Raw genomic sequence first — 23,739 nt, 5'->3', positions numbered from 1 at the left:
CTCAGGCTGTCAAAAGTCCTATTAGACTTCTTCCATTTTGCCTAACAGCGCGCGCAGGCGCTCTTGCCATACCACTTGCTCTTCTTTCAACTGCTCGTTCTCGCGCACCAGCGCTTCACGTGAACCAGCTGCCGCCTGAACATCCTGCGACAGCGCGTTGTTCTGCTCTTTCAGCTCTTCAATTTCCATTTGCAACAGCGTGATGGTATCAATCGCCTGCTGAACTTTCGCTTCCAGCTTTTCAAACACTTCAAATGACATTCTTCAAACCCCTTTTAATCGCAACAAGGCAAAGATCGGTTAACGCTGGCTTTCGGACTCTGTAACCAACACCCTACGGTGTCGCCATCCGCCCGTAAGCATAATCCTGACCGCGGGACGGCTGGCAAGACAGACCATAGCGAAATTGTATGTAGCCAACCGCCACCTGTCTAGCGCACATCCCCCACTACGCGAGTGTGGCAGCTTTTCTTACGTAACACTATCAGTACAAACTGAAAAACAGGCAGTGCAAACTGAAAACTACTCCTGTTCGCTTCCCCATTACTCCTATTGTGTTAATAAATTTAACCTGAGCGTTACTATCAACCGTGGGCAAAAAACCACTGCGAGTCATTTTATAAGCGAATACGCTCATTTTCTTGACGCACAACACACATTTCAATTTCGATATTTCTCGTTTTCGAGCATTAACGATAAATTCACATCATAAATACATTTAAAACAGAGGATGCCCCCGACGGTATCCTTAGACCTACCACTCTGTACGTTACCCAGCAGGAAAAAAATATGAGCCAAGCAGAACGTTCAACGCTAAAAGGCCAGTGCATCGCCGAGTTTCTCGGCACTGGCCTGCTGATTTTCTTCGGTGTCGGCTGTGTCGCCGCCTTGAAACTGGCGGGAGCCAGCTTCGGACAGTGGGAGATCAGCATCATTTGGGGTTTGGGGGTTGCGATGGCAATCTACCTGACCGCCGCCATTTCTGGCGCTCACCTCAATCCGGCCGTCACTATCGCCCTGTGGCTGTTTGCCTGCTTCGATGGACGTAAGGTCGTGCCTTACATTCTGGCGCAGATTGCAGGGGCCTTTTGTGCCGCCGCACTGGTCTACGGTCTGTATCACAGTCTGTTCGTGGATTTTGAACAAGCCAACAATATGGTGCGCGGCAGCACGGAAAGCCTGAGTTTAGCTGGCATTTTCTCAACCTATCCGAACCCACACATTTCTGTCATGCAGGCCCTGCTGGTTGAAACCGTCATCACCGCTATCCTGATGTGCCTGATTCTGGCGCTGACCGATGATGGTAACGGAATCCCACGCGGGCCACTCGCTCCCCTGCTGATCGGTATTTTGATTGCCGTTATCGGTGCGTCCATGGGGCCGCTAACCGGCTTCGCCCTTAACCCGGCGCGTGACTTTGGTCCTAAGCTGTTCGCGTTCCTGGCGGGCTGGGGCAACGTGGCCTTCACCGGCGCACGCGACATTCCTTACTTCCTGGTTCCCATCTTCGGCCCGATTATCGGTGCCTGTCTGGGTGCCTTCGGTTATCGCGCACTGATTGGCCGCAATCTGCCATGTGATGTCTGCGAACCCGAGGCAGAAACTACCACGCGTCGTGAAAGCCGTTAAACTTAACGCCACGACCATCCTATTTCACGGTTAATCATTACAGGATTGGATTTATGAACCCGGAAAAAAAATACATTGTCGCGCTCGACCAAGGCACAACCAGCTCCCGCGCCGTCGTACTGGATCACGATGCCAATATCATCAGCGTTTCACAGCGTGAATTCACCCAGATCTATCCAAAAGCAGGCTGGGTAGAGCACGACCCGATGGAGATTTGGGCATCACAAAGCTCAACGCTGAACGAAGTGTTGGCTAAGGCCGACATCAGCGCGGATGAAGTCGCGGGCATTGGTATCACCAACCAGCGTGAAACCACCGTCGTATGGGAAAAAGAGAGCGGCAAGCCGATTTATAACGCCATCGTCTGGCAGTGTCGTCGTACCGCTGAAATTTGCGAAAAGCTGAAGAAAGACGGTCTGGAAGAGTACGTTCGCAACACCACCGGTCTGGTGGTCGATCCCTACTTCTCCGGTACCAAAGTGAAATGGATTCTGGATCACGTTGAAGGCTCTCGCGAGCGCGCCAAACGCGGCGAACTGCTGTTTGGTACCATCGATACCTGGCTGATTTGGAAAATGACGCAAGGGCGTGTTCACGTCACGGATTACACCAACGCCTCCCGTACCATGCTGTTTAACATTCATACGCTGGAATGGGATACCCGCATGCTGGAAGCGCTGGATATCCCGCGCGAAATACTGCCGGAAGTACGTGCTTCTTCAGAAATCTACGGCCAGACCAACATTGGCGGTAAAGGCGGCACGCGTATTCCTATCGCCGGTATCGCGGGTGACCAGCAGGCGGCGCTGTACGGCCAGCTTTGCGTCAATCCGGGCATGGCGAAAAACACCTACGGCACGGGCTGCTTCCTGCTGATGAACACGGGTAAAGAAGCGGTGCTGTCCAAACACGGCCTGCTGACCACCATCGCCTGCGGCCCACGCGGTGAAGTCAACTACGCGCTGGAAGGCTCCGTGTTCGTTGGCGGCGCATCCATCCAATGGCTGCGTGACGAGCTGAAGCTGATCGGAGACTCAATGGACTCCGAATACTTCGCGACGAAAGTGAAGGACTCTAACGGCGTCTATGTCGTCCCTGCCTTCACCGGTTTGGGCGCCCCTTACTGGGACCCGTATGCCCGTGGCGCGATCTTCGGTCTGACCCGTGGCGTGAATGCTAACCACATCATCCGTGCAACGCTGGAATCGATTGCCTTCCAGACCCGCGACGTACTGGATGCCATGCAGGCGGACGCCAATACGCGCCTGAAAGCGCTGCGTGTCGACGGCGGTGCGGTCGCCAACAACTTCCTGATGCAGTTCCAGTCCGATATTCTCGGCACGCGCGTGGAACGTCCAGAAGTGCGTGAGTCCACTGCGCTGGGTGCGGCGTTCCTGGCGGGCTTAGCGACGGGCTTCTGGAACGATCTGGATGAAGTGAAGAGCAAAGCCACGATCGAGCGTGAATTCCGTCCTAGCATCGAAACCGTGGAGCGTAACGTGCGCTACAGCGGCTGGCAGAAAGCTGTGGCTCGTGCCCGTAACTGGGAAGACCACGACGCGTAATCCGCCAACGCATCTATCCACATCGGGCGCGCCTGTCGCGCCCGTTTTTTCCCTATCGCTCAACCGCCACTCTCCCCCTGTTGTGATAAAATCCTGCCCACATCTCTTCTTTTCTCGATCGACAATAGACAGGTATTTATGAAACGTGAATTAGCCATTGAGTTCTCGCGCGTCACCGAAGCAGCCGCGCTGGCAGGCTATAAGTGGTTAGGCCGTGGCGACAAGAATGCCGCCGACAATGCTGCCGTACAGGCGATGCGCATCATGCTGAATCAGGTCAATATCAACGGTCAGATTGTCATCGGCGAAGGGGAAATCGACGAAGCGCCTATGTTGTTCATCGGCGAGCAGGTTGGTACGGGTCAGGGTGATGCCGTAGACATTGCTGTCGATCCGATTGAAGGCACGCGGATGACGGCAATGGGTCAGGCGAACGCGCTGGCCGTGTTGGCCGTTGGCGAAAAAGGCACGTTTTTGCACGCGCCAGATATGTACATGGAAAAGCTGATTGTCGGCCCCGAGGCGAAAGGCGCGATTGACCTCAACCTGCCGCTGGCGGACAACCTGCGTAATGTCGCACTGAAGCTGGGTAAACCGCTCAGCCAGTTAACGGTGACTATACTCGCTAAACCACGCCACGATGCCTGCATCGCGGACATGCAGCAGTTGGGTGTGAAAGTGTTCGCGATTCCAGACGGCGACGTAGCGGCATCCATCCTCACCTGTATGCCAGACAGCGAAGTTGACGTGCTGTACGGCATCGGCGGCGCGCCAGAAGGTGTGATCTCAGCAGCCGTTATCCGCGCGCTTGATGGCGACATGCAGGGGCGTTTGCTGGCACGTCATCAGGTCAAAGGCGATAGCGCCGAAAACCGTCGCATCGGTGAAGATGAGCTGGCACGCTGCCGCCAAATGGGCATCGAAGCGGGTGGCGTCCTCAAGCTTGATGACATGGCGCGCAACGACAACGTGATTTTCTCTGCAACTGGCATCACCAAAGGTGATTTGCTGGACGGGATCGCGCGTAAAGGCAACATAGCAACGACCGAAACGCTGTTGATCCGCGGTAAATCCCGCACGATCCGCCGGATTAAATCGACGCACTATCTGGATCGTAAGGATCGTACGCTGCACGAGTTCCTGCTGTAACAGGCTACTGCCCGACTGACTGATTGTTTCACAGTTGTTAATAAATGGCGTATCGTAGATGCACGACTTACATGCAAAAATAGCAGCGTCTAATGCAAGCAACAGGAGCAGAAAAATATGGCGGAATGGGTGACAGGCAAAGTGGTTCAGGTAGAAAACTGGACAGAAAGTCTGTTTAGCATTCGGGTTCACGCGCCCACCGATGCATTCACTGCCGGGCAGTATGGCAAACTGGCGCTGGAGATTGATGGTGAGAAAGTGCAGCGCGCTTATTCCTACGTGAATGCGCCCAGCGATCCCACGCTTGAGTTCTATCTGGTGACGGTGCCAGAAGGCAAGCTTAGCCCGCATCTGCATGCGCTGCAGCCCGGTTCAGACGTCCTGATTGTCAAAGAAGCTGCCGGCTTTTTCGTGCTGGAAGAAGTGCCTGATTGTGAAACGCTGTGGATGCTGGCAACAGGGACGGGCATTGGCCCTTATCTGTCGATTCTTCAGGAAGGTAAAGGTCTGGAGCGCTTTAAGAATATCGTGCTGGTTCACGCCGCCCGCTTCTCACGCGATCTGAGCTATTTGCCGCTGATGCAGCAATTACAGCAGCGCTATCACGGTCAACTGCGTATCCAAACGGTCGTCAGCCGAGAAGAAGAAACGGGCTCGCTGACGGGCCGCATTCCCCAGCTTATCAGCAGCGGTACGCTGGAAGCCGCTGTGGGCCTGCCGATGGATGCGGCAACAAGCCACGTCATGCTATGCGGCAACCCGCAGATGGTGCGCGACACGCAGCTGTTGCTGAAAGAAGAGCGCCAAATGACCAAGCACCTGCGCCGCAGACCCGGTCATATGACTGCCGAAAACTATTGGTAACGGCAGTTCGTTGTTAATTAGCGGCGGAAACGAAACGGCTCCGCCGCTGCGCCAAAGCGATTTTCCCCTTTTGTCCCCAGAAAAACGCCGCAGTCGAGCAGCGTCATCACGACAATCAGGATCGGCAAGAAGCGGCCAATGCCCCACTGCCAGATGGACGAGAACATCGTCCAATTCCCCGAGACCAACATCCACGCCACCACGAGCAGCAGCGCCCACCAGCCGCTCTTATTACGGTCATGCAGCCGTTTCACCATGATCGCCGCCGTCGGCCACAGCAATACCACCAAACCAAACGCCGTCGATTGCGTATCCAGCCAGTTTTGACCGGATAGCGTAAACAGCACCGCCATCAGCGCGACCCAAATAGCCATCCAAAGCCAGAAATCACGACGACCAACTCGGCCTTTAAACGAGAAGCACCACTGCTGTAATGTCATTAACGATAACGCCCTGAATTGTCGGCCTGTCTGGCCGAATTAATCTGTATTTTACGCTGGCTGATTTTACCTCAACCGAGACAGTTGCCCGCAATCTTTACGCGATTTTTGTCAGCCACGTGCGATTTCTCACAACGACGTACTATTTTTGACAACGACGTACAAATGCCGCTTTAATCAAACGTATTCTGCCGTTATCGGCCTGGACATCTTCTGAAGTGGCTGACCCGAATCCCTATGACACGAAAACGCATCGCTTCACTTTTGGTTTTATCATCGCTGGTGCTGTACCAGACTCATGCGGGTGCCGATCCGACGTTCCCGCCTAAACCCTCAGCCAATGCGCCGTATCTGTTGGCTGGTGCCCCTACTTTCGATCAAACCATCACGCAGTTCCGTTCTCGCTATAACCTGAGCAATCCGGCACTGCCGATCGGTGAATTTCGGGTTGTCGACACCGGTAATATCACCAGCATGTTGACTCGCGCCGCCAGCCGGATCAATGACCATCTCTATGCCTCAACCGCGCTGGAGAAAGGCACCGGGAAAATCAAAACGCTGCAAATTACCTGGCTGCCGCAGCCGCAAAGCGAACAAGAAACCGCAGCGCGCCGTAAGCAGGCTATCGACTATATGGCTGCACTGGCGCGAACATTCGCACCGTCACTGACGGAAGAACAGAGTGTGAAAAAAGTCACCGAACTGCTGGGAAAAGGCAAAGGACAGCGCTTTTACCAGCAGACGGAAGGGGCCTTGCGCTATGTCGTTGCAGATGACGGCGAAAAAGGGCTAACTTTTGCTGTTGAACCGATTAAGCTAACGCTATCTGAACCGTGATCAACACGGTAATTAATGACGAAAAACAGAGCCACGGTCACATTTCGTCTCTATACTGTGGGCAGGTTATATTGCCTGACGGCAGTACTGTTTATTCATTAATGCATTGATTCATTAACATATTGATTCATTCGCGATTCCGGCTGGAGGAAAAAAGATGCGACATCCATTAGTTATGGGTAACTGGAAGCTGAACGGCAGCACTCACATGGTCAACGAACTGATTGCGGGCCTGCGTAAAGAGCTCAGCACCGTTGACGGCTGTGGCGTAGCGATTGCACCACCTGCTATCTATCTCGATCAGGCTAATCACCAACTGGCTGGCAGCCGTATTGCTCTGGGCGCGCAGAACGTTGACGTGAATCTTTCTGGCGCTTTCACCGGTGAAACCTCTGCCGAAATGCTGAAAGATATCGGCGCGAAATACATCATCATCGGCCACTCTGAGCGCCGCACCTACCACAAAGAAAGCGATGAATTCATTGCGAAGAAATTTGGCGTGCTGAAAGACGCGGGCCTGATTCCAGTACTGTGCATTGGCGAAACTGAAGCAGAAAACGAAGCAGGCCAGACGGAAGCCGTCTGTGCGCGTCAACTGGACGCCGTGCTGAACACGCTGGGCGCGAAAGCGTTTGAAAACACCGTTGTTGCCTACGAACCTGTATGGGCTATCGGTACCGGCAAATCTGCAACCCCAGCACAGGCTCAGGCTGTTCACAAATTCATCCGTGACCATATCGCCAAGCAAGATGCTGCCGTTGCTGAACAAGTGATCATCCAGTACGGCGGTTCGGTGAATGCCGCGAATGCGGCCGAGCTGTTCACCCAGCCGGACATCGATGGCGCGCTGGTTGGCGGTGCATCACTGAAAGCTGACGCCTTTGCTGTCATCGTGAAAGCAGCAGCCGACGCTAAACGCGGCTAAGCTTTATCGAAAACAGACGGACGAAGGTTCGTCCAATCAAAAAGCCGGTTCACGCTATCGCGCCAACCGGCTTTTTTTATAGCGAGCAGGACACCCGCCACCCTTCTTTTAAACCGTCAGTTAACGGCTCAACCGTTACTTCACCGAAGGGATTTGCTGCGTAATGCAGTGAATATTTCCCCCGCCCAGCAGGATTTCCCGCGCAGGCACGCCGCTAATCAAGTAGCCAGAGAACATCTGTTGCAGCAGATCGCGTGCAACGTCATCCGTCTTCTCATCCAGCAGCGGGAAAATGATCTGCTGATTGCTGATCAGGAAATTCACGTAAGAACCCGCCAGACGCGAGCCGGCAAGGCGTTCAACCGCATCGCCGCTGTCCACGCCCTGCGCTTCCTCTTTGGTCGCATGCAGCGGGCCGGGTGCAGGCAGTTTCCAGATTTTCAGCTCACGCCCTTGTGCATCGCGCGCAGCAGACAGCACCTCATAGGCCGCGACGGAACGTGCATACTGCGGATCGTTTTCATCATCCGTCCAGTGCAGCGCGACTTCACCGGGACGCACGAAACAGCACATGTTATCGATATGCCCGTCGGTTTCGTCGTTGTACACGCCCTCTTCCAGCCAGATAATCGTCGAGATGCTGAGGTAATCACGCATCAGCTGTTCGATTTCTGCCTTGCTCAGGTGCGGGTTACGGTTCGGGTTGAGCAAGCATTCTGCCGTGGTCAGCAACGTACCTTCACCATCGACATGGATCGAGCCACCTTCCAGAATCAGCGGCGCGGCATAACGTGCAGCCTGATGATAGTCCAGCACCTGTGCCGCGACTTTCTCATCCTGACGCCAGTCTTCATACAGACCGCCCAACTCGCCGCCCCAGGCGTTGAACTGCCAGTCGATACCCCGACGCTCACCGGCCTGATTCAGCACGATGGTTGGACCGGTGTCGCGCATCCAGGCGTCGTCGCTTTCCATTTCCACCAGCGTGACATTCACTGGCATCACGTTTTGCGCATCCGCCATGTAGCGTGCGGGCACGCCCATGATCACCGGCGTGTTCTGGGCGATAGCTTCCGCCACGCGCGCGAACGTTTTCTGCGCCGGAACGCCCTGTTCGCGCCAGTTGTCGGTACGATACGGCCAAATCATCCACACGGCATCATGCGGTGCCCATTCGGCAGGCATTGCAAAACCATCCTGATGCGGCGTGGTGAGATGAGGAGTAGCTAGCTGTGACATCACTTATCTCCGGGTCTTGCCGTCAGAGGTGCCAATCGTGCCGTACATTTCCGGGCGACGGTCGCGGAACAAGCCCCATGACGCACGCTGCGCAGCAATGGCTTCTAAATCAAATTCATGCACCAGAATCGCTTCATCTGTCTTGTTGGCCTGAGCCAGCAGCGCACCGGTTTGGTCGGCAATAAAGGACGAACCGTAGAACGTCATTTCCAGACCGTCGATGTATTTGCTGGCTTCCGTACCAATACGGTTGGAGGCGATCACTGGCACCAGATTCGCGGCGGCGTGACCTTGCTGAACGCGAGTCCAATGCGGCTGGCTGTCGATGTCCGGGTAAGCCGGTTCGGAACCAATCGCGGTTGGATAGAAAATCAGCTCTGCACCCTGCAACGCCAGACTGCGGGCGGTTTCCGGGAACCACTGATCCCAGCAAATGCCCACGCCGATTTTTGCGTAGCGCGTCTGCCAGACTTTAAAACCGGTATCGCCCGGAATGAAGAATTGCTTTTCCTGATACGCCGGACCGTTCGGAATGTGCGTTTTACGATAAACGTCCAGCACCGAGCCGTCCGCGTCAATCATCACCAGCGAGTTGTAATAGGCGTTATTGGCACGCTCAAAGAAGCTCAACGGCAGCACCACGTTCAGCTCCGCCGCCAGTGCGGAAAAATGCTTAATCAGCGGGCTGGTTTCCAGCTCCTGCGCCAGCGCATAGTGCTCTGGGCTTTGATCGATACAGAAATACGGTGCGGCAAACAGTTCCTGAATCAGGATAACCTGCGCGCCTTTTGCATGCGCTTGTCGCACCAGTTTTTCAGCGTTTTCGATATTCTTGGGCAGATCCCAGGAACACGCCATTTGTGTTGCGGCAACGGTAACTTTTTTCATGCGAAAACCTCAATAATAACGATATATACCCGCCCTTTCTCACCGGCAAGTATCGGCAATATGTGTTTCTCTCGGTCACGATTATGCATCGACGCTAACCAGCGCGGCCTTAACGAGTGTAGGCCAACACACCTGCGCATGCCCAATAGGAATATCCTGTTAAGGTATTGACCGAAAATGACATGCGCATTATGCCAGTTAATGGCAGCACGTCACTATGCTGAAAATGCATGGATCTCACGTGACGTGCAGAAAAGAAAAACCGCCTTTTTCACGGCGGTTCCTATCGATGATTAAGATTGAGAGAAAGCGGTAGGCAGCAGCATCAGGCCGCAACGGTATCCGCCTGATGTAGCGCCTGACTGACCGCTTGCCGCTGTTCCAATAGCGTTGGGCTGGTGCGGTCACGAGGATAGGGCAACGTCACGGGCAAAATTGCGCTAATCCGGCCGGGTCGGGGCGACATCACCACCACTCTGTCCGCCAGAAAAACCGCCTCTTCCACATCGTGCGTCACCAGCAGAATCGTCAAATCCGTTTGTTGGCGAATCTCTGCCAAGCGCACCTGCAACTGCTGTTTGGTCAACGCATCCAGCGCACCAAAGGGTTCATCCAGCAAGAGAATACGCGGCGTCGACACCAGCCCACGGGCGATCGCCACGCGCTGCGCCATTCCGCCCGACAGCTGATGCGGCCACGCGTCGGCAAAGCCTTCCAACCCCATCATCTGGAGATAGTGTGCAATACGGCGCGTCACTTCCGCGGGAGAAAGACTGAGGTTGAGCATACCGAGGCGAATATTGTCCGTCACGGTGAGCCACGGAAACAGGCGCGGCTCCTGAAACACCAGACTGACATCATCGGGAATACCGCGCACAGGCCGTTCGCCAATCAGAATGCGCCCACGTTCCGTGGTATCAATCCCAGCTGCCAAACGTAACAGCGTCGATTTACCACAGCCGCTGGCACCGATGACCGCGACCAGTTCACCAGCCTGCAGCGACAGATCGATGTCCTGTAACACCGTCAGCGGCGCGCCGTTGACGGTAAAATGTTTAGTAATGTGCTGAAAATGCAGGGACATAGATTCTCCGTTAACCGTCACGCAAAGCGCCAGCGGGTCAGCCGCCGTTCAGATAAGGTAATCAATCGGGAAAACAGCGCGGCCACCGCCGCAATCAGTACAACGCCCGCCATGATGCGATCGGATTCAAGCAGCTGCTGGGCGCGAATCATCATGCCGCCCAATCCCTCTCCCGACGGCATGAAATACTCTGCGCCAATCGCGCCCGTCCACGCATGCATCAGCGCCAGCCGTAGACCGGAAAACAGCGGCGGCAACACGCTGGGCAGTATCAGCGTGCGAAGCGTCTGCACTGGCGTCAGACGCAGAACCTGCGCCACTTCCAATAGCGCAGGCGGAAGCTGGGCGATCCCCTGACGGGTTGCCAGCATCACAGGAAAGAACGCCGCTACGGCGATAAACACGATTTTGGCGCTCTCCCCTAAACCAAACCAGGCGGTAATCAGCGGCAGCCAGGCAAATAGCGCCACGCAGCGCAGCGCGGACAGCGCCGGATTAAACAGCCTGTCGGCGATGCGCCAACCGCCGAGTAACGCGCCGACCAACACGCCGATCGCACTGCCCAGTACAAAGCCCTGTAGCGCACGCAGCAAGCTGGCATGGAGATCGGCCGACAGCCCGCCCTGAACCAGCCCCGTCCACAGCGCGTCGATCACACTGCTCGGTGCGGGAAGAAAAGCCACGTTCACCCACTCGTGCACGCTGCTCACCTGCCACAGCGAAACCAGTACTAATGGTGCTAACCAAGGCGTCAGCGACAAGCTTGGCAACGCCGTGCTCAGGCTATCGCGCCCCAGCACTGGCGCTGGCCAGTGAATCCAGCGACGCTCCAGCTTCAGCAGCACACGTTCCCCGGCAAACCCCAGTACTCCAATAATCAGAATGCAGACGAACACCAGATCGAGCATGAACAGCTGGCGGCTTTGTACCAGCAAATAGCCCAGCCCTTCGCTGGATGCCAACAGCTCGACCGCGATCAAGGCGACCCATCCGGTAGAAAATGCCAGCCGAATGCCCGTCATCACATACGGCAACATCGCAGGCAGAATCAGGTAACGCAGGAAGGCGGCAGGCGGCAAACGCAGGCTGCGCGCCATTTCATGCAGCTTTTGTGGCGTCTGTTGGATACCGGCGCAGGTATAAAGCGTCACTGGCACCGTTACCGATTTCACCAGCACCACCAGTTTCAGCGCTTCACCGATACCCAGCGACAGCATCAAAAGCGGAATCCAGGCCAACGTCGGGATCTGCGCGATAACGGTGAAGAGCGGCATAAACAGCGCATTCAGTCGGCGATTCAGGCCAAACAGACTGCCCAATACCAGACCCAGCACGATCCCGCCGCTAAAGCCAATCACCAGCCGTATCAGGCTGATGGGCAACTGATGAATCAGCTCTTCGGGGATAAAAGCCCGAGCGCTATCGATAACCGCCAGCGGTGAAGGCAGGATTTGTTCAGACATCCATCCGTGACGGCTGGCAAGCCACCAGCCCGCGAGAACCAGCAGCGGCACGACGAGCGACACGATCAATGAAATGACCAACGCGGAATATCCCGCCGACAGCGTGGCGGTCAGCGAAACGTCAGGGGCGGAGCGTATCCGCGACGGGTATTTGGGCATCATGATCGTCGGTATCCGGCTACGTTATTTCTGCGTTAGCAGGGATAGACGCGTAATCCCCGCCTGCTCGACATCGGCCAGCAGCGCGGCGACAGCGCCGTAATTCACCTCTTTGTCCGCCTGCACCTGCACCACCAAGTCCGCATTACCCGCTTTAGCCTGTTGCAGGCGCGGCACCAGCTGTTCGCGTGCCAGACTTTCTTTATTGATAAAGACGCGCTGCTCACCATCAATGCTAATCACCACCGGATCGGCGCGATCGGCCGGTGCCACCGCCGACGTTTTCGGCAGCTGAATCGGAATGGCATTGGTCAGCATCGGCGCGGTAACAATAAACACCACCAGCAGCACCAGCATGACGTCCACGAGCGGCGTGATATTCATTTCACTCATGACGTCTTCATCGTTACGCGAGGTAAACGCCATATCAGACCACCTCTCTCAGGTTCTTCACGGAGAAAGCAGCGGCCGATGGCTCCGCGCTGGTAGGAAACGTGCTGACGTGAAAATCGTGCGCCTGCATCACGCTGTAAACGTCATGGGCGAAGTCATCCATGTCTGCGACAGCCAGCTTGAGGCGACGTAAAAAGTAGTTGTAGATCAGCACCGCAGGAACCGCGACGGCAATCCCGATTCCGGTCGCAATCAGCGCGTTGCCAATCGGCCCTGCAACGGTGTCGAGGCTGGCAGAACCAGAAAGCCCGATCTCCTGCAACGCCGCCATAATGCCCCAAACGGTGCCAAACAGACCGATAAACGGCGACGTGCTGCCGATACTGGCCAGAACCGCCAGCCCGCTTTCCAGCGAACGGCGTTCACGCTGAATCTGCTGTTGCAGCGCGCGCTCAACCCGATCGGGCAGATGAATATTCAGAGCAAGTTGACCGCTGATCCGTTCCGGCGCTTTAACGGCGGCCAGCGCCAGATTGGCGAGGGAACCGGGCTGTTTTGCGCTGGTTTCTGGCGTCTGGCTGACATCATCCTGCTGCCAGAAGGCGGCACGAAAGCGTCGATCGCGCCGCTGCGCCCGCCCGTATTGGACGAATTTCAGTAGCCCTAGCCCCCAAGTAACGAGAGAAAACAGCAGCAGCAACAGAATCACTGCGCCTTCCGCAGAAAAGAGTTCAATGTGTCCGAGCGTCATAACCAATACCTCATGAATTTAGCGAAAAATCGACGGGAACAACCACCCAGCCGCTAACCGGCTGACTGCCGCGCCGCGCCGGAACAAAAGACCAGCGCCGCACCGTGTCTCTGGCGGAGTCGTCCAGCGAGGGATAGCCGCTTGATTGATGGATCCGAATGGTTTGCACCTTGCCATCAGCACGCACCTGCACGTTCAACAACACGGTGCCTTCATAACCACGGCTAATCGCCACGTCGGGATAAGACGGCGCAGGATTGTGCAGGTAGTCAGCATTCGCGAACGGCGGCGTCAGCGGTGCATCAACGGGCTGCGCGACGGCCTTTTGCGCCACCGGAGCAGGCGTTATCGGGGCGGTTGCCGATACAGCTTCCGCCTGAGATTTAGGCATCGGTGCGGGCAGGTTCTTTTTCACCGCGACCTTTTTCGGCGCGGGTTCAGGCTTTTTCTCAGGCGCTTTTTTCTCGGGCTCTTTTTTCTCAGGAGCTGGCGGCAACAGCGCGTTGTCATCCACCGGCTTGTCCACAGGAGGCGGAGCGAGTTCCGCCGGTGACGTGACGACGTCAGGCTCAATAGGTTCAGGTTCGACAGGTTGGGCTTGCAGCACTGGTTCGGCAACCGCAGCAACCAGCTCGACGCTGACAGGCTGTGGTCGGGCAGGCACCGTAACGGGCGGTGTCGATGCGCTGTTGAATAACGCCAGCACTGCCGCGTGCAATAGCAACGTCGCGATCACCGCCAGCCAGCGTTCCGGTCGGGACGACACCGTCGTATTCAGCGTCGGCAAGCGCGGCTGCACGACGCCGCTCACCCGGCTGGCGTGCGGAGTCGGCTCCGGTGAATAAGACCGGGATCCTGACGCCGCTCCCGCATAGAGTAATTCCGTCATGGTATGTGCTCCTGACCGTGTTTATTTATACCCGTCATACTTCACATTGCAGGCGTCATGGATAGATGACCTGAAATAGCATTGGAATAATTGATTCTTCTCGCGTGCTTAATAAAGTCAACGTATGTATCTGTATATCGATATTTATTTAATTGGAAAGATAATGGCATTCATCGTCTAACGACAAACTAAAGGCAATAAGTCCCGATAGGCTAATGCATAGTTGGAATAGTTTTTTTTCGTTCGCTGCATAGTGATGAAATAAGCGATGAATGCTGATTTAGCTATTTACTAAAAATAATAATGCTTTTTTTGTATTAGTCAGTTTATTGCCAAGCCTTTAAATGTGGTTCTGCAACGAGATGACGCCGTGCTAAACCGGCGCAATAACAACATTGATATTCGCACACTCACATTCAAACACCTCATCACTGGCGGGCAAGACATGACAACATCAGGACGAAAATGGTTAGTGACCGGCTTATTGGCAATGGGTATGGCCTGGTCAGGTATCGCATCGGCTATCACTGAAATTCGTATTGCCGCACCAGATATTGGCGCAGGCACAAAACCCAGCGGCGGCGGCCTGCTCGACGTCATCCATAGCCAGAAGCTGCTGGAGCGCGAGTTCAGCAAAGACGGGATAAACGTCCGCTGGACATTCATCAAAGGCGCCGGCCCCGTCATCAACGAAGCGTTTGGCAACCATCAGGTTGACGTGGCCTATCTGGGCGATTTAGCCAGCATTATCGGCCGTTCTCGTGGCCTGGATACGCGCGTGATCGCCGTGGCATCACGCGGCATTAACCACTATCTGGCGGTCGCGAAAGGCTCCGGCATTGAGAAAATCCCCGACTTGAAAGGCAAACGTATTGGGATCTTTCGCGGAACAGCGGGCGAGCTGTCCTTCGTTAGCGCGCTCGATTCACAGGGCCTGAAGCCTTCTGACGTGAAGCTGATCAATCTCGATTTCGCGGCAGCCAGCGCGGCGTTAGCCGCCGGACAGATTGACGCCACCTGGGGCGGCAGCAATACGCTTTCGCTGCGGGATAAAGGACTGGCGGACATTCCGCTGTCGAGCCGTGATCTGGGCGGCGCAGGCCAGCTCAGCGGCTTCCTGCTGGTGGATGAGAAATTTGCCAAAGGCAACGAGGATATTCTACGGCGCTTAGTTAAAGTGCAGCGCGAAGCAGCAAACTGGGCCAGCGATGCTAAAAATAAAGATGAATTTATTCAACTCTTAGCCACCCAGTCAGGCTATCCGGAAAATATATTACGCGTCGAATGGGATACATTACCGCCATTATCTGAGCGTCTTTCACCCGAATTAGATACCACCTACGTGGAAAAATTAAAACGCGCGGTAAAACTGGCCTATGAATCACGCCTTATTCGACAGCCTTTTGATGTCGAAAAATGGCTGGATGATTCTTATCTGAAAGCAACCCAGTAATTTATTTCCCCCAACAGATTATAGCCCACGTATTGCCGTGAATTTCACGGCAATCGGCAGCCTATTGACGATATTCGGAAGAAACTATGTATTTTAAAAGACACCAGCAGTATTTAAAAAAACATCAACCGTATTTTAAAAAACACCAGCGCAACATAACGTCCGGCATTTTAATGAGCTGCATCTTAACGCTTCCCGCGATAGCGCGGGCAGCCGATCCGCAAGTCACAACGGATAGCCAATCACAGCGGATAATACCCAGCACCGAGGCGGCAACCGCCGCTCCCGTCCAGTTGAAACGCGTGAAAGTTAACGCTCAGCGTGTGCCCGTTCAGCCGCCGACCACGCTGGCATCGGTGATCGATGGCAAAACGCTTGAAGAAGAACGGATATACCGCTTTGAAGAACTGTCACAGCTGGTGACAGGGCTGGATGTCGATACCGTCGATGTGATGGACACCACCGTGACTATTCGCGGGATTGGCGACGGCGGCGAGAGCGGCACCAACATCGGTATGCCGGGCAGCGTGGGCCTGTTTGTCGATGGCGTTTACTTGTCCCGCCCCGGCGTCATCTCTAATGACTTGCTGGATATCGACAGCACCCGCGTGTTGAAAGGCCCGCAGGGCGCGGCTTATGGCTTCAATACCACCGGCGGCGCGATTGATATTCGTACCCGTAAGCCGACCTTCACACCTGAATATTCACTGGAGCAATCGTTCGGACAGCGTGGCTATCTGCAATCCAAACTGATGGCGTCCGGGCCACTCAGCGACCACTGGGCAGGACGCATCAACCTGTCGCGCACGGAGCGTGGCGGAAACGTCACGAATATCGAAAACGGCCATAAGCTGGGAGGCAGCACCAATAACGGCGTGCGTGGTCAGTTGCTGTATCAGCCGAATGACAGCTTTAGCCTCAGAATCACCGGCGACTACAGCGATTCTACCCAGCGCCCCGTCTCGGTGCTGGTGAGTGCAACTGACGATTTCCGCACCCGTGCGCAACAAACTGGCCTCAAGGTCGTCGGCGGTCGTCAGGTCGCGATGGATGACGAGAATATTATTCGCGTTGCACAAGGCGGTGGCTCGGTCGAGGCCAACTGGAAGCTAAGGAGCGGCTATAGCCTCAACTCTCTGTCATCACTGCGTTATTTCCGCGTGCTGCCCAGCACGGCGGATAACTGGAACATCCCGCTCTATCGCGACAGCGGTGCTGACGTACGCGATCGCGTCTGGTCGCAAAGTTTTTGGCTCGATTCGCCCAAAGGCAATACTTTCGATTATTCAGTGGGCGTCGATTACTGGGGTGAGAACCTCGATACCGAGGCAAACAGTCGCTACTACAACGACAACCGCGTGCGGACGTGGGTAGGAAATGGCTATCAGGGCATTAACGTGCAGCGCTTTGGCACGCTGGATGACACCGTCTATTCCGTCTATGGCCGCGGGACCTGGCATGCTGCCGATAAACTGGATGTCATTGTCGGTCTGCGTCAAACCTATGAGAAAAAAGAGGGGACATTCCAGCGTAAAAATCGCGCCACCTTTGACTCCGGCCCACTCTCGCAAACCAATCACCTGCCTTCTGGCTCCATCAGCCTGAACTGGTTCGCGGCACCGAATGTCACGCCTTACGTCACGTTAGGCTACGGGGAAAAATCCGGCGGCCTGAACGTGTCCTCCGGTGCCGCAAGGCAGCTGGGGATTGATTCGCTGTACGTCGATCCCGAAAAAACCCGTTCGGCAGAGCTAGGGGTCAAAACCCACTGGCTACAGCGCAAAGTGGAATGGAATACCGCACTGTTCTGGAGCGTCGTCGAGGATTTCCAGAACAACGCCTATGACGAAGAAACGGATACCAGCTATCTGATTAACGCTGGGAAATTCCGCTCGCGCGGCGGCGAAACGCAGTTAACGCTGCGCCCCCTTGATGGCCTGAGCATCAGTCTGGCCGGTACCGTTCTGGATGCCAGCTACCTGAATTTCCCTAATGCACGCTGCCCGGCAGAAATCTCCGCCGTGTCGTGCGATATGTCTGGGAAGCGCGTCTTTAAATCCCCGACGCTGAGCTACAACACGCGCGTGCGTTATCAATGGGATACGCCAAATAACCTGCAAGCCTCGGTTTCCGGTCAATGGTCATGGCGGAGCTGGGCTTACGGCACGCTCGACGATTCCGAATCCAACCGCATTCCCTCATACGGCGTCCTCAATCTGTCTAGCGGGCTGAGTGGCAAGCAAGGCGACAACCGCTGGAACGTGTCGCTGTGGGTGAAAAACGCGCTGGATAAAAACTACTACCGCTCAGTCAGAGGCTCCAGCGCCACAACGGGCGTGATTGGTGAACCACGCATGGTCGGGATCTCAGTCGGTTACGATTTCAAGGGCTAACGTCATGGACAAGATGACTTACTCACGCCGACGCTTCCTGCGCGACAGCACGCTGCTGGCGCTGTCGGCACCGTTCTGGAGATCTGCGCACGCCGCCACGCCGCCTGCCTCAGCCTACGCTGGCGAAGCGGCACCGCAGGTCAGCCTGCGTTGGCTGGACGGACAGCACCCTCTCGCTTTCACCGGCGTGACCTGGGGTGTCCCCTGGCCGCAAGGGGCAGTGCGCGACGACAGTGGTTTCCAACTGCATGACGCGCAGCAGCGAGCTTATGACCTGCAAAGCTGGCCGCTGGCTCGCTGGCCGGACGGCTCGATTAAATGGTCGGCACATGCGCTCGGCGGCAACACGCCACCGGAAGACGGGCTAACGCTGCGGCCGACAGCCAAAGCAGAGGAGCCATCGGGTTCCGGAATGGTCAGCGAACATGACCACGGCTGGACGGTGGATACCGGCCACATTCGCTGCGTGATTCCACGTTCTGGCCCCCGTCTGATCGAGGAAATCTGGCGGGATAATCGGCTGGCGTTAACCAACGGCAGGCTGGTGTTGCGCATGCAGCGAGGGACAGAAACGGATAGCACGCTGACGCAGGATGCGTATCAGGGGGTGATCGAGACGGTCACGGTGGAGCAAAACGGGCCGCAGCGGACGGTGATTGCGCTACGCGGTGCGCACCACGCGCAGCAGCACGCGCAGCAGCAGGGGGTGACGCACATCCCCTTTATTATCCGGCTGTATAGCTATGCGAACACCGATTCGCTGCGCATCATACACACCCTGATCTATGACAACGATGACGATCTCCTCAGCCTAAAAGGACTTGGGCTGGCGTTCGACGTTCCACTACAGGGAGAGCTGCACGATCGCCACGTACGCTTCGTTTCGGATCAGGGCGGGCTCTTTCGTGAGGCGGTACGCGGCCTGAGCGGACTACGTCGCGATCCCGGCGCGGCCGTTATCGCGGCGCAGCTGGCGGGGCAAGCCACGCCGCCGATAGCAGATTTCTCACCGGAGGTCGGGAAACGACTGGATTACATTCCCGCCTTTGGCAGCTACCGCCTGACGCAGCACCATCCCGACGGCTTCCAGATACACAAACGCACCGCTGCCGGACAGGGCTGGCTCCTTTCCGCCACCGGCGAACGGGCGGCGGGCGTCGGCTATCTGGGCACGCCGAAAGGCGGCGTGGCGTTCGGTCTGCGTCATTTCTGGCAGAGCTATCCGGCCTGTCTGGAAATTGAAAATGCCCATACCGACACCGCGACCGTCACGCTCTGGCTGTGGTCGCCGTGGGCAGAACCGATGGATATGCGTTTTTACCATGACGGGCTGGGTCAGGATACCCACGACAAACAGCGCGAAGGGCTGGCGATCACCTACGAAGATTACGAACCGGGCTTCGGCTCGGCGGTCGGCGTGGCACGCACCAGCGAACTGTTTATCGATGTGCTGCCCGCGACGCCTGACGCAGAAAATCTGGTGAGTCGGGCGCGTCGTATGCAGCAACCGCCGCTGCTGGTAGCAGATGCACAGGATCTGCATCGTGCGCAGGCGTTTGGCCCACTGTGGGCACCGGCTTCCGCCTCTTCTTCCTCTGCCACCACGCCCGGCCGCATCAGGTTGGAGAAACAGCTGGATGCGTATTTCGACATCTATCAACAGGAAGTCGAACAGCGCAAATGGTACGGCTTTTGGGATTTCGGCGACGTGATGCACACCTATGACAGTGACCGTCACGTCTGGCGCTACGACGTGGGTGGCTACGCGTGGGATAACTCGGAACTCAGCACCGATCTGTGGCTCTGGTATTACTTCCTGCACAGCGGACGCGCCGAGGCGTTTCGCATGGCGGAAGCCATGACGCGCCACACGGGCGAAGTGGACGTACACCATCTGGGACGCTTTAGTCCGCTGGGGTCGCGGCACAATGTCCGCCACTGGGGCGACAGCGCTAAGCAGTTGCGTATTTCTACCGTCGCCAACCGCCGCTTTCTCTACTATCTCACCGCCGATGAGCGCATCGGTGAACTGATGGACGAACAGGTCGAGGCGCTGCGTACACTCGGTACCGTGCTGCCCGGCCGCAAAATCGGACAGACATCGCCCGCCGATCCGCATCACGTCAGCCTGAGTTTCGGGACGGACTGGGGCGCGGTAGCCGCCGCCTGGCTAACCGCCTGGGAGCGGCACGGCGATCCGGCAATGCGCGCACGCCTGCTCACCAGTATGCAGACCATTGCCGCCCAGCCGCACGGCTTTTTCACCGGTGGATCGGCCATTGACCCCGATACCGGTCGCGTCGTGCAGGCCCCACCGGATCAGGTTGAGATCTCACATCTGAGTGCGGTTTTTGGTCTGACGGAAATCTGTAGCGAACTGGTTGAGGCATTGCCCGACCCTGCCTTTACGCGCGCGTGGCTCGATTACTGCCGGCTGTATAACGACCCAGTTGCACTAAGCGCAGCCGTGGGTAAGACGGTGAAAAAGCTCAATCTGGCTCAGGGACATGCTCGACTGACCGCCTTTGCCGCCCGACAGTTAAACGATCGCACGCTGGCTCAGCGCGCCTGGGCAGAGTTTACCGCTGGCAGCGGCGGCATCGCCCATCCGACTCTCGAACAGCGGCGCTTAACGCCTCCTATCGTGCTCTATCCCATCAATGAGCCGGTGATCGATTCCACCATTGATAAACATTCCGGCAGCACCGCAGCCGCCAATCTGGCGACCAACGCCGTCGCCCAGTGGGGATTAACGGCTATCGCCCTGCTGGCCTTGCTGGATGACATTCCCTCTTCTTAATGCCGCCACCCGGCGGCACGCTACAGGACATCACCATGACTGACCCAGGCTGTACTGAAAACACGCTCCTCCTGTCGCCGCAGGCAGACGGCACGCGTGAAATTATCGATTCGCCACACCGTTCCACGTTTCTCTGGTCCACGGATTCCGCTGGTCAGCCGCTACGCTGGCAGGTGGAGCAGGAAGATCCTGAGCGCACGGCGATCCAGACAACGCCAGAGCGTCTGACGCTGGAAAGCGCCTCTGGGCTGACGATCTGGCTGGATGCCCCGCTCTCGGGCACCTATCGCATCGCCTTCACACGGGAAGTTCTGGTCGCAGATCGTCCTTACGACCGCGTATCCGACCTGAACCAGTTCTGGGCCGCGCGCGACCTGCACCACCCGAACTTGTTTACCCGGTACGGCAAGCTCAACGAATATGACAGCCTGAACCTGTACTATGTCGGGATGGGCGGTAACTGGAATAGCACCACGCGCTTTCGCTATTACGACGGTCACGGCGAGCGCCTGCTGCTCGGTGAGTACACCGATGCTGCGCATCTGCTGCGTCCTCATCATCGCTATCGCATCGTGATTGAAGTGGATCGGCGGGAAACGCGTTTTTGGGTCGACGATGTGCTCTATTTCCATGCCAGCTATTCGAATACGCCCGCTCCGGGCTATTTCGGCTTTCGGACGGTCTTTTCGCGTCAGGAAATCAGCGAGTTCAGCATCACTCCGCTGTAAGCGCCACAGGTGCGCCGTGCAGGTCGCTGTCGACCTGCACGAAGGTTTCAATCAGCTTGCGCGCCAGCAGAGACAGGCGGGCGTCCGCCAGATAGATAATGCCGTAGTGGGTATAAAATTCATCGGTGTTGTCGTCCAGACCGGCAATCTTCAACATGTGAATACCGTGCCGATCGGGCTCATTGAAATGGTTAGTCGTCCCGATGGCATCCGAATGGCGTACCACGTCCAGCAGACTGTAGCCATTCTCACACTCAATGCTGGTACGAATATCCAGTTTACCGCTCAGTTGCACCAGCGCGCGGTGCAGGTTGGGTGGGCGGATCGTTGCCGCCAGCGGATAGGAAAAGAACTGCTCAACGGTAATCTCTTCCTGCGTCGCCAGCGGGTGTCCGCTACGGCAGCAAAATCCCCAGCGGTGCTGGCTCAGCGGCTGTACGCGATAGCGGGTATCGAATTCAAAGTTGCGCATATCCGCCACGATGAAATCCAGCTCTTCAGCCATCAGTCGATGGCCCAGCGCCTGCCAGTTATCGACGCGAAAAACCATCCGCACCTTTGGATAATGTCGCGAGAAAGCCCCGATCACCTGTGGCATAAGCCAGGCGGCGGGAGCCGGGCCACAGCCAAAATTCACTTCGCCCGCCTCTTTCTCATTGAACTGCTGGATATCATTAAACAGATCGTGCGTCTGATTAATCAGGCGACGCGCGTGTTCCAGCACCACCAAGCCTTTCGGCGTCGGCTCCAGTTGGTTCATGCGATCAATCAGACGCGTGCCAATGGTCTGCTCCAGCGACTGGATACTGCGGCTGAAAGCGGATTGAGAAAGCTTCATCGCCTGTGCCGCCGATGTAAAATTGCGATGCTCAATCAGGGCAATAAAGTGGCGCAGTTGGCGAAGATCGATATTCATAGCGGCAATCAGCGTGTCATCAAGACGGAAGGAATGGGCAGGCTAGCAGGTCTAGGCGTGCAGAAAAAATAATAAAACCGATGTTTATATGCTCACCAGTTATATGCGTAGGCGCTAGCGTGATGGGAGGGTAAAGATTGGGGGAAATACAGAGGATAGCGCCCCCGCCATCTGGCGAGGGCATCAACGTTTGTCAGGTCGATCAGAACAGTTTTTTCGCTGTATCCAACCAGTCGCCTTTGAAAGGACGCTTCATGTTCTCAATGGCATCAACGATGTCGTGGTGCACCATTTTTTCATTCTGGATACCGACACATCGGCCACCGTAGCCCTGCTGTAACAGTTCAATAGAGTAGGCACCCATACGCGAGGCCAGAATACGGTCGTAGGCAACCGGCGAACCGCCGCGCTGAATGTGGCCAAGTACGGTCGCACGGGTTTCGCGTCCCGTTTCTTTCTCAATGTATTTCGCCAGTTCGTCGACATCGCACACCAGTTCGGTAATCGCCACAATCGCGTGCTTTTTGCCTTTTTCGATGCCCGCTTTGATTTCGCAGACCAGATCTTCCGGGCTGAACGGCACTTCTGGCAGAACGATGAATTCACAGCCGCCGGCAATCGCCGCCGCCAGCGTCAGGTCGCCGCAGTGGCGTCCCATGACTTCAACAATGGAAATACGCTGGTGTGAAGAGGAGGTATCGCGCAGGCGGTCAATCGCTTCCAGCACGGTTTCCAGCGCGGTAAAGTAACCGATGGTGTAGTCCGTACCCGCTACATCGTTATCGATCGTGCCGGGCAAGCCGATACAAGGGAAACCCATTTCGGTCAGGCGCTTGGCCCCCATATAGGAACCGTCACCGCCGATGACAACCAGCGCATCTAGACCGCGTTTCTTCATGTTTTCTACGCAGACCTGACGCACCGCTTCATCACGAAATTGCGGGAAACGTGCGGAGCCTAGGAACGTGCCGCCACGGTTAATCACATCCGATACGCTGTAGCGATCCAACTGCTCCATGCGATCTTCGTACAAGCCCTGATAGCCATCATAAATGCCATAAATTTCCAGCCCTTCCGATAGTGCAGCGCGAACCACACCACGAATTGCCGCATTCATACCTGGTGCATCGCCACCGCTCGTCAACACTCCGATTCTTCTAATCATGACAACCTC

General features: G+C 56.3%; 21 protein-coding genes. 10 read left to right on the top strand and 11 right to left on the bottom strand.

The features are described from left to right. Positions 1–21: 21 nt before the first annotated feature. A complete protein-coding gene (zapB, locus tag BJJ97_RS06180; RefSeq protein ID WP_010281529.1) occupies positions 22–261 on the bottom strand; it encodes a septal ring assembly protein ZapB in 240 nt (79 codons plus the stop codon). Positions 262–789: 528 nt separating this feature from the next. Here zapB and BJJ97_RS06175 point away from each other — a divergent pair. The 4 genes from BJJ97_RS06175 to fpr all read left to right on the top strand — a co-directional run bounded on the left by BJJ97_RS06175 (position 790) and on the right by fpr (position 5,207). Then, complete coding sequence (locus BJJ97_RS06175; RefSeq protein ID WP_095700922.1) at positions 790–1,629, top strand: MIP/aquaporin family protein; 840 nt, start codon at positions 790–792, stop codon at positions 1,627–1,629. Positions 1,630–1,682: 53 nt separating this feature from the next. Beyond that, positions 1,683–3,194, top strand: coding sequence for a glycerol kinase GlpK (glpK, locus tag BJJ97_RS06170; protein WP_039486795.1), 1,512 nt, complete (start codon positions 1,683–1,685; stop codon positions 3,192–3,194). Between the two features lie 138 nt (positions 3,195–3,332). After that, positions 3,333–4,343, top strand: coding sequence for a class II fructose-bisphosphatase (glpX, locus tag BJJ97_RS06165; protein ID WP_095993395.1), 1,011 nt, complete (start codon positions 3,333–3,335; stop codon positions 4,341–4,343). Between the two features lie 117 nt (positions 4,344–4,460). Next, positions 4,461–5,207 (top strand): ferredoxin--NADP(+) reductase, encoded by a 747-nt coding sequence (gene fpr / locus BJJ97_RS06160; RefSeq protein WP_010281538.1) that lies wholly within the window; start codon positions 4,461–4,463, stop codon positions 5,205–5,207. 17 nt (positions 5,208–5,224) lie between these two features. Here fpr and BJJ97_RS06155 read toward each other — a convergent pair whose 3' ends face one another. Next, positions 5,225–5,647, bottom strand: a complete 423-nt coding sequence (locus BJJ97_RS06155) for a DUF805 domain-containing protein (RefSeq protein WP_095993394.1) — start codon at positions 5,645–5,647, stop codon at positions 5,225–5,227. A gap of 237 nt (positions 5,648–5,884) precedes the next feature. On the opposite strand from BJJ97_RS06155, the gene BJJ97_RS06150 reads away from it, so the two are divergent. Both BJJ97_RS06150 and tpiA read left to right on the top strand, forming a co-directional pair. Then, positions 5,885–6,484, top strand: a complete 600-nt coding sequence (locus BJJ97_RS06150) for a YiiQ family protein (protein WP_095993393.1) — start codon at positions 5,885–5,887, stop codon at positions 6,482–6,484. A 157-nt stretch (positions 6,485–6,641) separates the two neighbouring features. Beyond that, the gene (tpiA, locus tag BJJ97_RS06145) at positions 6,642–7,409 is read left to right on the top strand and encodes a triose-phosphate isomerase (RefSeq protein WP_012822001.1); all 768 of its coding nucleotides are present in this window, start codon (positions 6,642–6,644) and stop codon (positions 7,407–7,409) included. Between the two features lie 135 nt (positions 7,410–7,544). Here tpiA and aguA read toward each other — a convergent pair whose 3' ends face one another. From aguA to BJJ97_RS06110, 7 genes are all read right to left on the bottom strand, one after another. Next, positions 7,545–8,648 (bottom strand): agmatine deiminase, encoded by a 1,104-nt coding sequence (gene aguA, locus BJJ97_RS06140; protein WP_095993392.1) that lies wholly within the window; start codon positions 8,646–8,648, stop codon positions 7,545–7,547. Positions 8,649–8,651: 3 nt separating this feature from the next. Next, a complete protein-coding gene (aguB, locus tag BJJ97_RS06135) occupies positions 8,652–9,536 on the bottom strand; it encodes an N-carbamoylputrescine amidase (RefSeq protein WP_095993391.1) in 885 nt (294 codons plus the stop codon). A 325-nt stretch (positions 9,537–9,861) separates the two neighbouring features. Then, positions 9,862–10,620 carry an ABC transporter ATP-binding protein gene (locus BJJ97_RS06130; protein WP_095993390.1) on the bottom strand — a complete coding sequence of 253 codons (759 nt, stop codon included), beginning with the start codon at positions 10,618–10,620 and terminating at the stop codon, positions 9,862–9,864. Positions 10,621–10,637: 17 nt separating this feature from the next. Next, positions 10,638–12,245 carry an ABC transporter permease gene (locus tag BJJ97_RS06125; RefSeq protein ID WP_095993389.1) on the bottom strand — a complete coding sequence of 536 codons (1,608 nt, stop codon included), beginning with the start codon at positions 12,243–12,245 and terminating at the stop codon, positions 10,638–10,640. 21 nt (positions 12,246–12,266) lie between these two features. After that, on the bottom strand, positions 12,267–12,668 hold the full coding sequence (locus tag BJJ97_RS06120) for an ExbD/TolR family protein (protein WP_094370192.1): 402 nt from the start codon (positions 12,666–12,668) through the stop codon (positions 12,267–12,269). Position 12,669: 1 nt separating this feature from the next. Beyond that, the gene (locus BJJ97_RS06115) at positions 12,670–13,386 is read right to left on the bottom strand and encodes a MotA/TolQ/ExbB proton channel family protein (RefSeq protein ID WP_095993388.1); all 717 of its coding nucleotides are present in this window, start codon (positions 13,384–13,386) and stop codon (positions 12,670–12,672) included. 10 nt (positions 13,387–13,396) lie between these two features. Beyond that, positions 13,397–14,275, bottom strand: a complete 879-nt coding sequence (locus tag BJJ97_RS06110) for an energy transducer TonB (protein ID WP_095993387.1) — start codon at positions 14,273–14,275, stop codon at positions 13,397–13,399. 445 nt (positions 14,276–14,720) lie between these two features. Here BJJ97_RS06110 and BJJ97_RS06105 point away from each other — a divergent pair, with 445 nt between their 5' ends. The 4 genes from BJJ97_RS06105 (at position 14,721) to BJJ97_RS06090 (ending at position 21,649) form a co-directional block, all read left to right on the top strand. Further along, entirely contained in the window at positions 14,721–15,728 is a 1,008-nt protein-coding gene (locus tag BJJ97_RS06105) for an ABC transporter substrate-binding protein (protein ID WP_095993386.1), read from the top strand. 173 nt (positions 15,729–15,901) lie between these two features. Continuing rightward, positions 15,902–18,121, top strand: coding sequence for a TonB-dependent receptor (locus tag BJJ97_RS06100; protein ID WP_095995327.1), 2,220 nt, complete (start codon positions 15,902–15,904; stop codon positions 18,119–18,121). 4 nt (positions 18,122–18,125) lie between these two features. Next, positions 18,126–20,921, top strand: a complete 2,796-nt coding sequence (locus BJJ97_RS06095; RefSeq protein WP_095993385.1) for an exo-rhamnogalacturonan lyase family protein — start codon at positions 18,126–18,128, stop codon at positions 20,919–20,921. Further along, positions 20,921–21,649, top strand: a complete 729-nt coding sequence (locus BJJ97_RS06090; protein WP_095993384.1) for a DUF6250 domain-containing protein — start codon at positions 20,921–20,923, stop codon at positions 21,647–21,649. The genes BJJ97_RS06095 and BJJ97_RS06090 overlap by 1 nt, the downstream gene beginning before the upstream one ends. On the opposite strand, the gene BJJ97_RS06085 is transcribed toward BJJ97_RS06090, so the two are convergent. Together BJJ97_RS06085 and pfkA are read right to left on the bottom strand one after the other, a co-directional pair. Then, a complete protein-coding gene (locus tag BJJ97_RS06085) occupies positions 21,636–22,565 on the bottom strand; it encodes a LysR family transcriptional regulator (protein ID WP_095993383.1) in 930 nt (309 codons plus the stop codon). The genes BJJ97_RS06090 and BJJ97_RS06085 overlap by 14 nt on opposite strands. Positions 22,566–22,767: 202 nt before the next feature. Then, entirely contained in the window at positions 22,768–23,730 is a 963-nt protein-coding gene (gene pfkA / locus BJJ97_RS06080; protein ID WP_039486786.1) for a 6-phosphofructokinase, read from the bottom strand. Positions 23,731–23,739: the final 9 nt, after the last annotated feature.

The organism is Pectobacterium polaris (assembly GCF_002307355.1).
GTDB classification, from domain to species: domain Bacteria; phylum Pseudomonadota; class Gammaproteobacteria; order Enterobacterales; family Enterobacteriaceae; genus Pectobacterium; species Pectobacterium polare.
This window is presented reverse-complemented; position numbering and strand designations above follow the sequence as displayed.